The organism is Streptomyces spongiae, assembly GCF_009377185.1.
GTDB classification, from domain to species: Bacteria; Actinomycetota; Actinomycetes; order Streptomycetales; family Streptomycetaceae; genus Streptomyces; species Streptomyces spongiae.
The window spans coordinates 29,964-44,279 of sequence record NZ_VJZC01000025.1 but is presented as its reverse complement, the minus strand read 5'-3'; the positions used below and the strand labels follow the sequence as shown (position 1 = coordinate 44,279).

10 protein-coding genes are annotated in these 14,316 nt (G+C 71.5%); 1 reads left to right on the top strand and 9 read right to left on the bottom strand.

What is annotated here, in order from left to right:
• The 3 genes from FNH08_RS06585 to FNH08_RS06575 form a co-directional block, all read right to left on the bottom strand.
• A partial coding sequence (locus FNH08_RS06585) for an NAD(P)/FAD-dependent oxidoreductase (RefSeq protein ID WP_322723865.1) occupies window positions 1-1,331 on the bottom strand: 1,331 nt, incomplete at its 3' end.
• 89 nt (window positions 1,332-1,420) lie between these two features.
• The gene (locus FNH08_RS06580) at window positions 1,421-2,086 is read right to left on the bottom strand and encodes an HAD-IA family hydrolase (protein ID WP_152770290.1); all 666 of its coding nucleotides are present in this window, start codon (window positions 2,084-2,086) and stop codon (window positions 1,421-1,423) included.
• 49 nt (window positions 2,087-2,135) lie between these two features.
• The gene (locus FNH08_RS06575; protein ID WP_152770289.1) at window positions 2,136-3,491 is read right to left on the bottom strand and encodes an MFS transporter; all 1,356 of its coding nucleotides are present in this window, start codon (window positions 3,489-3,491) and stop codon (window positions 2,136-2,138) included.
• 383 nt (window positions 3,492-3,874) lie between these two features.
• On the opposite strand from FNH08_RS06575, the gene FNH08_RS06570 reads away from it, so the two are divergent.
• Entirely contained in the window at window positions 3,875-4,873 is a 999-nt protein-coding gene (locus tag FNH08_RS06570) for a D-2-hydroxyacid dehydrogenase (protein ID WP_152770288.1), read from the top strand.
• 23 nt (window positions 4,874-4,896) lie between these two features.
• On the opposite strand, the gene FNH08_RS06565 is transcribed toward FNH08_RS06570, so the two are convergent.
• The 6 genes from FNH08_RS06565 to FNH08_RS06540 form a co-directional block, all read right to left on the bottom strand.
• The gene (locus tag FNH08_RS06565; RefSeq protein WP_152770287.1) at window positions 4,897-5,769 is read right to left on the bottom strand and encodes an LLM class flavin-dependent oxidoreductase; all 873 of its coding nucleotides are present in this window, start codon (window positions 5,767-5,769) and stop codon (window positions 4,897-4,899) included.
• Window positions 5,770-5,833: 64 nt separating this feature from the next.
• A complete protein-coding gene (locus FNH08_RS06560) occupies window positions 5,834-7,465 on the bottom strand; it encodes a cellulase family glycosylhydrolase (protein ID WP_152770286.1) in 1,632 nt (543 codons plus the stop codon).
• Between the two features lie 35 nt (window positions 7,466-7,500).
• Window positions 7,501-8,622 carry a GDSL-type esterase/lipase family protein gene (locus FNH08_RS06555; RefSeq protein WP_152770285.1) on the bottom strand — a complete coding sequence of 374 codons (1,122 nt, stop codon included), beginning with the start codon at window positions 8,620-8,622 and terminating at the stop codon, window positions 7,501-7,503.
• 118 nt (window positions 8,623-8,740) lie between these two features.
• Window positions 8,741-11,650 (bottom strand): ATP-binding protein, encoded by a 2,910-nt coding sequence (locus FNH08_RS06550; protein ID WP_152770284.1) that lies wholly within the window; start codon window positions 11,648-11,650, stop codon window positions 8,741-8,743.
• 175 nt (window positions 11,651-11,825) lie between these two features.
• Window positions 11,826-12,830 (bottom strand): (-)-alpha-amorphene synthase, encoded by a 1,005-nt coding sequence (locus FNH08_RS06545; protein ID WP_322723862.1) that lies wholly within the window; start codon window positions 12,828-12,830, stop codon window positions 11,826-11,828.
• The gene (locus tag FNH08_RS06540) at window positions 12,814-14,289 is read right to left on the bottom strand and encodes a cytochrome P450 (RefSeq protein ID WP_152770283.1); all 1,476 of its coding nucleotides are present in this window, start codon (window positions 14,287-14,289) and stop codon (window positions 12,814-12,816) included. Before FNH08_RS06540 ends, FNH08_RS06545 begins: the two co-directional genes overlap by 17 nt.
• Window positions 14,290-14,316: the final 27 nt, after the last annotated feature.

Here is a 14,316-nt window from a genome sequence, read left to right as displayed (position 1 = left end):
GCCTCATGCCGGTCCGCGAACCGGTACGCGACGTACAACCCCCGCACCCCGAGCCACCGCAGCGGCTCCGGCTCCCAGGTGCCGGGACGATGCCCGGTCCACGGCAGCCGGGTCAGCCGCGACTCACGGCCCAGCACCAGATCGGTCAAAGTGCGCGCGGCGAGATTCGTCGAGGTCACACCGTGCCCGACGTAACCACCGGCCCAGCCGAGCCCCGTCGCACGGTCCAGCCCCACCGTCGCCGACCAGTCGCGGGGCACCGCGAGCACCCCGCACCAGGCGTGGTCGACACGGGCGCCGGTGGTCTGGGGCAGCACCGTGAACAGGGTCTCGGTGAGCTCGCTGATCGTGCGGTCGGCCACCCGTCCCGCGTCGTCGGTGCGCGAGCCGAAGCGGTACGGGACACCGCGACCGCCGATCGCGATCCGGTCGTCGGAAGTGCGCTGCGCGTACAGGTGCCCGTGGGCGGTGTCGCCGAGGGTCTCCCGGCCCGCCCAGCCGATGTCCTCCCACACCTCCTTCGACAGCGGCTCGGTGACGATCATCGAGCTGTTCATGGGGAGCCAGGTGCGGCGCAACCCCTTGAGCGAGGCCGTGAAGCCCTCCGTGGCGCGCAGGACGACGGGTGCGGTCACGGTGCCGTGAGCGGTGACCGCCCGGCCCGGCTCGATGGCCGTGACCGGGGACTTCTCGTAGAGGGTCACGCCGAGCCGCTCGACCGTGTCGGCGAGTCCACGGACGAGGGCCGCGGGCTGGAGCCGGGCGCAGTGCGGGGTCCAGGACGCCGCCGTCATCCCGTCGACGCGAATGCGGTCCGCGGCCTCCTCGGGCGTGAGCATCACGGCCTCCGTGACGCCCCACTCGTGGTCGGCCTCGGTCTTGTGGCGCAGCCGGGCGGCCTGTGCCGGTGTGCGGGCCACCCGCAGGGTGCCGCCCTTGACGATGCCGGCGTCGATGCCCTCGCGCTCCGCGACGGTGATGATCTCGTCGACGGCCTCGTTCATCGCGCGCTGGTGGTCGAGGACGGCCTCCCGGCCGTACTGCCGGGCGAGCCGGTCGCGGGCGCCGGGGACCAGCCCCGATGCCCAGCCGCCGTTGCGGCCGGAGGCACCGAAACCGGCGAACTCGGCCTCCAGGACGGTGATCCGCAGCGAGGGATCGGCCCGTTTCAGGTAGTACGCGGTCCACAGACCGGTCAGCCCGGCACCCACGACGCACACGTCGGCGTCACGGTCGCCGGGCAACGCCCGGCGGGGGGTGGGCAGTTCGGTGAACCAGTGGGAGATCCGGCCGTTGACCGGGCTGGGCCGGCCGAGCGTGGAGGCGCTCACGGAGAGTGTCCTTTCGCGGCGGTGGGGCGGGGTGCCGACTGCGAAGTGCGACAGAATCCCGGATTCCGTCGCACTGTCCGCGGAGGTGGTCAGACGCCGAGCAGGCCGGGCAGTTCGGAGAGGTCCTTGATCTCGTCGTACGGCTGGAAGGCGGCCGATCCCGGGAAGCCGTACCGGTTCACCCAGATCCGCCGCATGCCCGCGTACCGCTTGGTCGGCATGATGTCGTACTCCCAGCCCTGGGCGGTGTGGATGATGTCCTCCGGGCCGCGGCCGGTCGCCTTCATCAGGTACTCGAAGGCCTGCGGCAGCGGCTTGTACGCTCCGGCCTGCTCGGCGGTCAGCACGTAGTCCCACTCGACGCCGAGTTCGTCGACCGCGTACTGGATGAGGTCGTCCTCGCTGTTGGAGAGGATGGCGATGTCGTACGCGCTCTTCAGACGGCGCAGCGCGTCCGGGACCTCGTGGAACGGCTTGAACTTCTTGATGGCCTCGATCAGCGCCTCGCCGTCCTCGTCCCGGTACTCCAGGCCGTGCAGCAGCATCACGTTGCGCAGGGTGCGGCGGACGATCTCGCGGTAGGGGCGGTACTCGTCGACGACGCCCTGGAAGCGCATGACGTACGCGTCGTGGTGGAACCGGTCGGGGTCGACGCCGACCTCTGCGAGGCGGTCCTTGACGATCTCGTGGGTGGCGGCGCGGGTGTCGAAGTTGATGAGGGTGCGGTAGCAGTCGAAGCTGACGACCTTGCGCATGAAGGGAACTCCTTGAGGGTCCTTGAGGGTCCTTGCGGGGGAAGGGGGTTCAGGAACGGTTGCTGGCCTCGGCCAGGCCCAGGTCCTTGGTCTCGGGGGCGAGGAAGTACGACACGACGAGTCCCACCAGGGTGATCGCGACCGCGACGCCGAGCGTGCCGCGCACACCCAGGTCCTCGGCTGCGATCGGGAGCAGGAACGTGGAGGTGGCGGAGCCGACGCGGCTCATGGCGGTGGCGATGCCGACACCCGTGGCCCGCAGGTCGGTCGGGAACAGCTCGCTCGGGTAGACGAACTGGAGCCCGCTGCCGGCCGCCTCGAAGAACTGGAAGGCGGCGAACAGGGCCACCACCGCGAACGCCCAGTGCAGCGGCAGCACGGCCAGCGCGATCAGCGACACGTTGATGCACACGAAGGTGCTGATGAGCAGCGAGCGGCGGCCGATCCGGTTGACGACCACCAGCCCCAGGGCGATGCCCGCCACCGCGATGGTGGTGATCAGCGCGCTGGCGCCGTACGTGGCCCCCACACCGAAAGCGGACAGCATCTGCGGCTGGAAGGAGCGGACCGCGAAGGCGGGCGCGACCTGACAGATCCAGAAGACGGAACAGAACACGACCGGGACGGTGTAGCCGCGCCGGAAGACCTCGACGAGGTTGCCGAGTCCCGAGCCGCCGCGCTGTTCCTGCCGGGTCTCCGTGAGCAGATCGCCCGTGTCGATGTCCTGGCCGAGGTGCTTGCGTACGACGGCCTTCGCCTCGCCGATCCGACCGCGCGAGGCCAGCCAGCGCGGCGACTCGGGGATGCCCGCCCGGAAGACGAGGAAGACCAGTGCCGGCACTACACCGGAGGCCAGCATCCAGCGCCAGGAGTCCGGGCCGAGACCGGTCAGCGCCCAGCCCACCCAGTAGCTCACGCCGTACCCGACCCACCAGGCCAGCACCAGGGCGGACAGGGCCGGACCGCGCATCCGCCGGGGCACCAGCTCGGTGGTGAGGGCTGAGGCGATGGGGTAGTCGGCGCCGATCGCTATGCCGATCAGCAGCCGCAGCACCATGAGCTGCCAGGCCTCGGTGACGAAGAACTGCAGCGCGGAGAAGACCACGAAGGCGGCCAGGTTGAGGACGTACATCAGATGGCGGCCGACCCGGTCGGTGATCGGGCCGAAGACGGCGCCGCCGACGAAGACGCCGACCAGGACGGAGGCGGCGATGAGGCCGGTCCACAGTGTGTCGAGCGCGAGCGCCGGGGTGATGAGGCTGAGGGCGACACCCATCACGCCGAGCAGATAGCCGTCACAGAACGGGCCGCCCATGGCCACCGCCATGATCCGGCGGTGGAAGGGACTGACGGGCGCGTCGTCGAGGGACGAGGTCCCACCGGTGGTGGACGAGGTCACGGACATGCTTGAGGCTCCTGGGGGACGCGGGGCTGCGGGGGGACGCGCGCCGGCAGGGGGACCGGAGCGGAGGAGGCCGTGCGTCAAGCATTGGCAGGCGTACGGCTCTGTACGCGGACGGACCGACAGTCACCGGGGTGTCCGGAGCGACCGGGTGAGGCGGTCCGGGGTTGGCCATCACCCTGGTTCAGCCCACGGCCACCGTCAATGAACACCGTGTTCGCTTCGAAGGCGGCGGATGGACAGTCTGTTCCGCGGCCGCCGTCCGGTGGACAGACCGTCCACACCGCCCGCTCGGGGCGAACATCCTGGCCGTTGACCCTCCCGCCGTGCCCGCCACAGGGTGGGAGACGTCCCCCGCCCCTCGCACGCCGTGGGAGAGCTGCCGTATGAGCCATCCGTCCGGGGCCGACCGGCTCGTCGTCCTGCACCGCGGCATCCTGCCGCCGAACGCCGAGAGCATCGAACGCCTCGCGGACACCGTGTACGCCACCGAGGAGGAACTGCCGCTCCTCCTGCCCGGCGCGGACGCCGTCTTCTGCTGGCACTCCATCACGTCCGCGGTCGCCCCGGCCTGGCCCGAGGACCCGGCCCTGGCGCCCGGCTGGGTCCACGTGGCCGCCGCCGGAGTGGACCCGTTCCTCTTCCCCGCCCTGGTCGACAGCCCGGACGTGGTGCTGACCAACTCGCGCGGCGTCTACGACCAGGCCATCGCCGAGTACGTCCTCGGCCTGGTCCTCGCCCTCGCCAAGGACTTCCCCGGCAGCTGGGAGCACCAACGGCGTCGCGAGTGGCGGCCGCGCGACAGCGAGCGCATCGGCGGCCGTACGGCGCTGGTGTGGGGAACCGGCCCGATCGGTCGTGCCATCGCGCGCATGCTGCGCGCCGTCGGCATGCGGGTGGCCGGCGCGGGGCGCACCGCGCGCGACGGCGATCCCGACTTCGGCACCGTGCACGAGGGCGCGAGCCTGCGCACGGCCCTGGCCGAGGCGGACTACGTGGTCCTCGCGGCCCCGCTCACCCCGGCCACCCTCCGCATGGTCGACGCCTCCGTCCTCGCCGCCATGAAGCCCGGTGCCCGGCTGGTCAACGTGGGGCGGGGCGGCCTCGTCGACGAGGAGGCGCTGGCGCTGCACCTCGCCGACGGCCGCCTGGCCGGAGCGGCCCTGGACGTCTTCGACCGGGAACCCCTGCCGTCCGCCTCACCGTTGTGGGACATGCCCGGCGTGATCGTCTCCCCGCACACGGCGGGCGAGGTGACCGGCTGGCGCGGCGACCTGGCGGACCTGTTCCTCGACAACCTCAGGCGCTGGAGGGAGGGGCGCCCGCTGCGGAACGTGGTCGACAAGGAGAAGGGGTACGTCAGGGAGAGCGCCGCACTGACCTGACGTACCCCTTGGGGCCACTACGCCTAGCGGCCCAGGGCCTTGAGTACCGTCCCCAGTTGCCGGACCGGCTCGGGGCCGGCCATGCGCAGCACGACCGTGTTCGCCCCTGCCTCCGCCAACTCGTGGACCCGTCCGGCGGCCTCCGCCGCTGAGCCGGAGACGGTGAACACCTGCTCGGCAGGGCGGCCGAGCCAGGCGCTCTGCCCCTCGACCTGAGGCCGCAAAGCACGCGCCACCTGGTCTGCGTCGTCCCCCACGCAACAGAAGGCGAACGCGGTCAGAGCGTGGTCAGCGGCGGCTCCTCCCTTGTCGATCAGTGCCCGAGCGCTCTCCAGGTCGCGCGGCCCGTGCCCCTCGGCGATCAGCGTGCCGTCCGCGACCCGCCCGGACAGCTCCAGCGAGCGGGGCCGCACCACACCCGCGATCACGGGCGGCGGTTCCGCGGGAGGATGCACCAACGTGATGCCGTCCAGGCGCACTTCCCGCCCGTCCAGTTCGACGCGCTCACCGCGCAGCAGCGCGCGCACGGAGCTGATCGTCTCCTCCAGCAGAGCGAGAGGCGACCGCGCCGCGACGCCGACCGACGCCATCCACTCCGGCACCCCGTGCCCGATCCCGGCCACGAGCCGACCCGGGAACACCCGAGCCAGCGTCGCCACCTCCATCGCCAGCAACGCCGGACTCCGCAGTGGCGCGGGCATGATCCCGATGCCCACCCGCAGCCGCTCCGTCGCCCCGAGCGCGACGGACGCGGCCGACAGGCCTCCGGGCCACCCGAGGTCCTCGACCACCCAGAGGTCGTCCGCTCCGAGCGCCTCGACCTCCCGCGCGAACCCGGGCAGGTCCTCCGGAGCCCAGTCGCGGTCGTACATCACACCGATCCGAAACGTCGTCATGCACGGAAACGTATGCCCGCGCCGGTGAGTGATCAATGGGGCGCTCGGGCGGTGGGGGCCGGGGTCAGGTCAGCGCGCAGGCCGAGCCGTTGAGGGTGAAGGCGCCGGGGTTGGGGTTGGCGGTCGAGCGGGTGGCCGTGAAGCCGAGGGTGACCGAGCCCGCCGCGGGGATCGTCGCGGTGTAGGACGCGGAGGCGACGCTGACCTCGGCGCCGCTCTGCGTCGCGGTGCCGCCCCACAGGTTGGTGACGCGCTGGCTGTCGGGGAAGGTCCAGCGGAGCGTCCAGCCGTTGATCGCCGTGCTGCCGGTGTTGCGGATGACGATCTCGCCCTGGAATCCGCCCGGCCACTCGTTCGTCACCCGGTAGCCGACGCCGCAGGCGGCCGACGATCCGCCGGACGAGGTGGTGACCGTCACCGTGCCGGAGCGCGGTGAGCGGTTGCCGGCGGCGTCGCGGGCGTAGACGGCGAAGGTGTACGAGGTGGACGGCGCGAGGCCGGTGACTGTGGCGGAGGGGGTCGCCGTGCTGGTGGCGGCGGTCTCGTTCGCGCCGCTGACGCGGACGACGTCATAGCCCGTGACACCGGTTGTGTCGGTGGCGGCGGCCCACGTCAGCCGGACGGACGAGGAGGTCACCGCGGAGGCGGTCGGCGTTCCGGGGGCGGTCGGGGGAGTGGTGTCGCCTCCTCCGGAGGAGTAGACGGTGGCTTCCTTCGAGGTGGCGGCGATGCCGTTGGCGCCATTGAAGACACGCTGGCCCCATGAGCTGAGCCGTGTGGGGTCGAAGTCGGTCGCCAGGTCGAGGATCGGGTCGGTGTTGCCGCTCCAGGACCAGGCCAGGTAGCCGAGCTTCAGTTGCTGGGCGGCGGCCATCATGGTGTCCTCGTCCGGGTCGCCCCACTGGTCGGGCGGTCCTCCGAACTCACCGATGAGGATGGGCAGTTCGGCGGCGACGAAGGCGTTCAGGTAGTCGGTGATCTCCTGGGCGGTGTCATACACGCTGTACATGTGGATCGAGAAGATCAGGTTGCCGGTGGGGTCGGCGTCGTAGACGGACTGGGCGTTGGCGCGCATGACGCCCTGCCAGTCCTGGCCCCAGTTGGGCGCGTCCACCATGATGGTGTGCGCGAATCCGGCGTCGCGCAGCTTCTTGACGGCCGCGATCGTGGGATCGGTCCAGCCGGCGGGGTTGGTGTTGCCCCAGGGCTCGTTGCCGATGTTGATGATGACGTGGTTCTCCTGGCCGGTCAGGACCTCCTTCAGACCGATCCAGTAGTCGGCCGCGTGGTCGAGGGTCCCGGCCGCGGCCTCCTCGCCGTAACCGGTGGTGTCGTGCACCTCCAGTACGCAGATGAGCCGGTTGGCCTTGCACTGGGTGATGACGCCCGCCACGTCCTGGGCGCTGTTCTTGGTCCAGCGGTGGCCGTCGGAGAGGACGACGCGGACGGTGTTGGCCCCCAACGCCTTGACGTCGGCCAGCGACTGCGTTTCGCCCGGATACCAGGTGTGGGCGTGGTTGACACCACGCATCACGAAGTCGTTCCCGTTCGCCTCCAGCAGCCGGCCGTTCTGGATGCGGAAGCCGGTGGCCGCCGCCTGGGCAGGCGCGGCGAAGGAAAGTAAGGGGACGAGGAGGCCCAGGAGGACGGCCACGACGGCGGCCACTCGTGGGGAGGTGCGGGTGCGGGATCTCATGGCGGCTCCGAAAGATGAGATGGGGTGACGGTGCGTCAGGATGACGCGGCGCGCGCCGTGCAATTGACAGTCGCCGACGGGGTGCCTGCCGTTGCCGGGGTACTGGCGATGAAGCCGAACGTGGTGCTCGCACCGGGGGCGAGGGTGCCGTTCCATGTCGCGTTCGTGACGGTCGCCGTGCCGTCGGCGGCCGTGGTGAGGGTGCCGCCCCAGAGCTGGGTGAGACGGGCGCCGTCGGCCGGTACGACGGTCACGGTCCAGCCCGCGACGGGGGAGGCGGAGGTGTTGGTCACCGTCACCTCGCCCTGGTAGCCGCCCTGCCAGACGGAAGGGGCCCGGAACGACGCGGAGCAGGAGGGCTGACCGCCGCCCGGGTCACCGGGATCGCCGGGATCCCCTGGCGTGCCCCCGTCGAGGAGCGCGGTCAGGGCCGGATACCAGCGAGCAGCGATCTTGTCGTCGCCGGAGGCATTGGGGTGGACGCCGTCGTACGTGTCCGTGGCGGTGCTGAAGCCCGTCCACTGGTCGACCACCGCCACGGGGGAGCGGTCGGTGCTCGTGGCGCCGGCCCAGTCGGGGATCCGCGCGTTGAAGTCGACGACACGCTGGGCGCAGGCCGTGCAGCTGCCCGGGTTCATGGGGATGAGCCGCGCGACCAGGATCTTCATGTCCGGGTTGGAGGCCCGCATCTGCTCCACGAGCCTGGAGTAGGCGGCGAGGATGCGGTCGGGTGCGATGTCGCTCCAGACGTCGTTCGTGCCGAAGTGCATGACAACGATGTCCGGAAGCGTGGCCGCCAGACGTGCCGGCAGCAGGTTCTGGTCCGCCACGTCGGTGACCCGTTCGCCGCCGTGGCCCTCGTTGTCCCCGTCGTGCGCCTGTCCGCAGCCCTGGTGGCTCAGCGTGCCGACAAGGTCGATGTCCGTGTAGCCGGTGCTCTGCAGCCGGTTCCACAGCACGGCCCGCCAGCAGCCCGGCGACCCGGTGATCGAATCGCCCAGCGGCATGATGCGCACGGCCCTCGCGGTGGTGTCCGCGGCGGTGGCGCGGGGGGCGAGCGGCCCTCCGACGGACAGGAGCAGGGCGGCCAGGAGGCCGAGAACCGGAATGGCGCGTAAGGAGGCGTTCCGTGATGGCGCATGGTGGGTGCTGCGCATAGTGGTCCCTTCCCTCGTGAGGTGGGAGCGCTCCCATGACACATCAAGCCAGCATTGACATTTCCACGTCAAGACCTCTGTGGCGGGCCATGAGTCCCCGATCGAGATCGGGTAGGGGTCACGACCGGGGGCGGGGGAAGCTCTCCAGGGCCCGGGCGAGGCCCGTGGCATCGGTGCCGATCTTGCGGTAGACGGAGGACAGCAGCCGTGTCACGCCCTGCTCGGTGAGGCGCAGTTCCTTTGCTACCACCGTGCCCAGGTGCCCCTGGGCCGTCATCTCGGCGGCCTTGCGCTCATGCGCGGTGAGCGTGTCCGTCTGCGCGTACCGCAGGGGCAGAGGCCGCAGCCCGGCCGCCGAAAGCTCCTCCCTGGCCCGGGAGGCCAGGGCCTCGGCACCGCAGTGGACGGCGCCTTCCTGGCCCTGGTAGAGACGGTCCGCGGCCTCCTGCACACGGCCGTTGCGGGCCAGCGCCGCGCCGTAGCCGACCAGTGCACGGGCCAGCTCGTACGAGGCGGGTGACCGCTCGAGATGGTCGACGGCCTCCGCGTACAGGTCGAGCGCCGCCCGGCCGCCGGTCACCTCGGCCTCGGCGTGGAGCGCCTGGCCGATCGCGGAGGCGGCACCGAAGTCCCGGGCGGCCTTGGCGGCGTCCCGGGCGAGACGGACCGCCCGGTCGGGAGCGGTGGGGGCCAGAGCGGAAGCCAGGTCCAGCTGCCAGGAGCACCAGGTCGGGTTGCGCCACGACTTCGTCTCCAGCCAGTCCCCGACCTCGGACAGGAGGTCCTCGGCCTCCTGGTGCTGTCCCTCGGCCAGGAGCAGTTCGGCGTACACCGTGCGGGGATCGGGGTAGATGACGGCGTGCGGGACCACCTCGCCGTAACGGTAGGAGTCGGCGAGCCGGCGTGCCTCGGCGGTCCGCCCACGGGCCAGCAGGGTCTGGACGAGGATGCCGATGGCGAACCACTGGGCGGGCACGGCGCCTTCCACCCGGTCGGCGATGCGCAGGCCCTCGCGTACCAGTTCCTCCGCCTCGGCCAGACAGCCGCGCCGGTAGCGGATGTAGCCGAACAGGGTCTGGCCCAGGGCCAGATGGGAGCCCCGCCAGCCCTTGGCCTGGCACTCGGCCATGCCCTTGGAGAAGAGCTCCTCGGCCCTTCGCGGCTGGTCGCAGTACATGAAGACCAGGGCGACCGAAACGGGCACCTCGAAGCCCCGGTTCTCGTCGGTCCAGCTCAGTCCGCCGTCCAGCGCCTTCTCGGCACAGGCGAGGACGGTCCGCCGCGGCTCTCCGCGCATCATGGCGTCCCAGGCCCGCAGACCCAGGATGTAGCGTTCCTCCAGACCACGGCCGGTCAGACGCTCCGCCAGTCGCGCCAGCCGGCGCGAGCGGCCGGACGGGTCGGGCTCCTCGGTGCGGAACGCGCTCCACACGAAGTGATCGGCCTTCATGCGCAGTCTGATGCGCGGATTGGCCGCCTGCTGTGCCTCGTCGTCGGCGACGGCCGCGGCTTCGTCCACCCGGTCCAGGTGGGCCAGTGCCTGGGTGAGCCGGTAGACGATGGAGGCGCGCAGGTCGGGGTCGACGCCGCGCTCCGCCAGCGCCGCCCGGAGGTGGCTGACGGTGGCCGCGGGTTCGATCAGGAAGGTCGAGCTCGCGAGTTCGTGGAGGAGGGCCGCGCGGTCCCGCGGAAGGGGCGGCTCCTGCAGCGCTCGGATCAGGACGCGCCGAGCGGCCTCCGGAGCCCCGGCACGGAGGTACTCACGGGCGGCCTCCCGCAGGCATGCGACCGCTTCGGGCCTGCCGTCGCAGGGGACCTCCAGCAGATGCCGGGCCGCGGCGGTGGGGCCGAGCCCCGCCGCGCGGACGGCCTCCGCCGCCGTGTTGTGCAGACCGACCCGCAGGGCCGCGGGGATGTCCTGGTAGACCGTGGTGGCGATCGTCGGGTGGACGAACTCCAGGCTGCCGCCCGGCCCGGGGGCGTCCGCCAGGATCCGCGCCGCGCGCAGCTTCTCGGTGGCCCGGGCCGCTTCCTCGCTGCCGACCACCGCGATCGTGGCGGCGAGCTCCGGTGAGATGGACGTGCCCAGGACGGCGGCGGTCCACGCGAAGCGGAGGGTGGCCGTGTCGAGCCGGTGCAGTCGTTCCAACAACCCGGGCCCCTTGATGGCCGAGGCGAGGTCCCGCATCACGGGCAGCTCGTCCGGGGTGCCCGCCAGGCCGCGTTCACCGAGCCGGATGGCCAGTTCCACGGCCTCGAACGGGCTTCCGGCGGTGACCGTCCAGCACTCCTCGCAGAACGCGCCCTCGGCTCCCTCACCCACCTCGCTCCTGACGATCCGGGCGACGCCGTCGGCGGAGAGCGGCGTCAGGACGTGCGGACGGTTCTCGTGGCGTTCCGCGAGTGCGCGGAAGGCGGGCGCCTCGGGCGGGAGTTCGTCGGGCCGGTAGGCGACCACGATCAGCAGCGGAAGGTCCTCGGCCCGTGGTGCGAAGGAGGCGAGCCAGTTGAGGGACTCGACGTCGGCCCAGTGCATGTCGTCCAGCAGCAGGACGACGGGCGCCTTCATCACCGTGAGCCGTGTGACGACCCAGTCGAGGCCGTCGCGCACCCCGGTCGGATCCGGTACCTGGGCGGCACCGGTCGCCTCGAGGCCGAGCGCGGCGGCGACGATGTCGTACCAACTTCCCAGCAGGTCCCGGCGCCCCGTCTCGTCCATCGCCGCCAGGGCGGGCTGCACGAGCTGGCGCACCACGCGGAAGGCCAGCTCCTGCTCCTTCTCGCCGCCCTTACCGGAGAGCACCGTGAATCCGTGTGCCAGGGCCCGGGCACGTGCCTCCGCCATGAGGGTCGTCTTCCCCAGCCCGGCCGCACCGGTGAAGGCGAGCAGTCCGGCGTGCCGCGCTCGCGGCACGCCTCCGACCGCGTCGCTGAGCCCCGCCAACGCGTCGTCGAGCGCGCGGAGTTCCCGCCGGCGCTCGAGCAGCGGACGGTGCTCGGTGATCGGTTGCCGCAGCTCAGGCGCCATTGCCGTACCGCTTCCTGTCGTTGCCCCTCGGAAGACAGCGCAGAGAGTACGCCCCTGTGGAGTGTCGCTGGTCGTATTGAGGAATGAGAGCACAGGGAAGGGCGAATCATTAGCTTGAGCGGTTTGACTGTTGTATGCCCGGGTAAGCTGCGCCAGCTTCACCCTTCGCAGGGCCTCAGGGGGCGGGCACCGCGCCGGCCTCCGCGTAGCGCGGCACCGTGCGGGACCAGTGGTAACACCCGCGGATCCAGCCGGCCATGCCGTCCACGTAGCCGATGCCGGACGGGCTCAACTCCGGCCTGACCCCGTCGTAGAGCTCCTCGAACTCGCGGATCGTGTTGTTGATCCGCCGGATCGCCAGCTTGACGGCCACCGGCAGGGAGCAGCGGTGCGCGCGCTGGTAGGCGAGCGCCAGATTGATCAGTTCGCCCGCCTGCTGCTCCTTCACCGCGGAGTACAGGTCGGGTATCCACACCGCCGCGTCGGCCGACAGCCGCGCCAGCCGCCGTACGACGGGGTGGTGGAGCTCCTCGGGTGCCAGTTCGCACGGCTGCGCGGCCTCGCACAGCGGGTGGAAGGGTTCGACGCCGGCGGTGAGCGAACGTATGGAGCCGCACACCCCGAGCCGTAGCGGGAAGGGCTGTGTCTGGGCGACCGCCTCGTACATCAGGCCGTGCACGTACTCGCGGCTGTTCCAGGCCCACCGCGCGGCCTGTCCGGGGGTGCAGCGTTCCCGGACCTGCCGGTGCAGGTCGGCCAGGGCTGCCCCGAGGGCGCTGTTGGGCGGTTGGTCATCCAGCAGGATGCCGACGCTCTCGCACAGCATGGGCAGGAGCCGGCCCGGCCACCGCCGGCCGACCTCCTCCGCCCGGTCGTCGAAGACGAACTGGTAGGCGATCTGATTGGCCACGATCTGAAGGACGTCACCGTCCATGGCCGGGCTGTTGTAGGACGCGAGTTCGGCGGGGCGGGTGGCGGCGATCATCGCCGCCACCGCCGGATCATCGGTCAGCCCCCACCTGCGCAGCCAGGTGGCGACGCCTGCCGCCGCCTCGGATTCGTGACGGTTGCTCTGGAAGGGGAAGGGCATGTGGAGGTGGGCGTCGATCAGTTCCTTCAAGTCGTCAGCCGTGCATCGGTCCTGCGGGACGACCTCTGTTTCCTCATGTGTCGTCGACACCGTTGTCACCTGCCGATCGGGAGTCCGCTGCTCGGGGTGTCGCAGTTGCCCGTGGGGCGTGGGCACGGGGCGGTGCGCCGGCCGGTTCACTTGCACGCGGTTCGCAGGTCATCACCAGCGACCGCGGTCCCAGCGTCGCCCCGGGGCGCGGTGGTTCGACGGGGCCGGGCGGATGGCGCAGGCGCCAGTGGGCGGCGATGGTGGCGAGGGCCACCGTGGTCTCCGCCATGGCGAACGTGTCGCCGACGCATTTGCGGCTGCCCGCGGCGAACGGGATCATCGCGTCGCGCCGGGCGGGGGAGTCCTGCCTCGGTAGCCAGCGGTCGGGGAGGAACCGGTCGGGGTCGGGGAACGACGTCGGATCGTGGTGCAGGAGATAGGGGCTGTACAGAACGGTGCTTCCGCGAGGAAGGCGGCACCCGGCGAAGTCCGTCTCCCGGGTGGTCACGCGAGTGAAGAGCCAGCCGGGCGGGCGGTGGCGCAGCGTCTCGGTGACGACGCTTCGCGTGTAGACGAGCCGCGGCAGATCGGACGGGACCAGCCGCCGCCGTCCGTCGAGAACGGTGTCGACCTCGGCGTGCAGCCGGCGCTCCGCCTCCGGATGCACGGCCAGGAGACCGAGCGCGGAGGCCAGACACAGGGCGGGGCTCTCGGCTCCGGTCAGCAGGAGCGAGACCAGTTGGTCGTGGACTTCCCGGTCGGTGACCGCCGCTTCACCGTTGTCGCCACGCGCGGCCTCCAGCAGGGTCCCCAGGAGGTCGTCGCGGGGAACTCCCCGGCGCCGCTCGGCGATGGCCGCGTCCACGATCGCGTGCACGCGATCGACCGCGTGCCGGTAACGGCGGTTGGCGGGTGTGGGAACACGGAACAGGGCGTCGACCGGTACGGCCGTGCGGACGAACAGGCCGCGGACCACGGTGGCCAGACAGCTCCTGATCTCCGCGGCCGTCGTCCCGGCGTCGAGCGAGTCGCTGAACAGCACTCGGCTGATCACCCGTGTCGTCAGGCCCAGCATGTCGGCGCTGACGCCGACCCGCTGCCCGGCCCGCCACCCGTGGCACAGCGACTCGGCTTCCTCGGCCATGAGTTCCGTGTGCTCGGCCACGCGGGCGGGGCGGAAAGCCGGCTGGAGCAGCCGGCGCTGCCGCCGGTGCTCCGCGTCGGGACAGGTGACGATGCCGTCGCCCATCAGCGCGCCGAGCCTTTCGTAGAGCGGGCCGCCCTTGTCGAAGGTACGCGTGTCCCTGAGCATCCGCTGGACGAGCTCCGGATGGCAGACCACCCATGCCCGCCGGGGGCCCAGGCGTATCTCCACCAGGTCCCCGTGAGCGGGCAGAGAATTCACAAAATCCAGTGGTTGCCGGAACAACGCGATACCGTGGCCGAGGAATGGGAATATGCCTGGCGCAGTACCCACCGACCAATGACGCTCCGGTGCTTTGGGCACGGTGCCGCTCATCGAATACCACCTGCCTCAGTCGACACA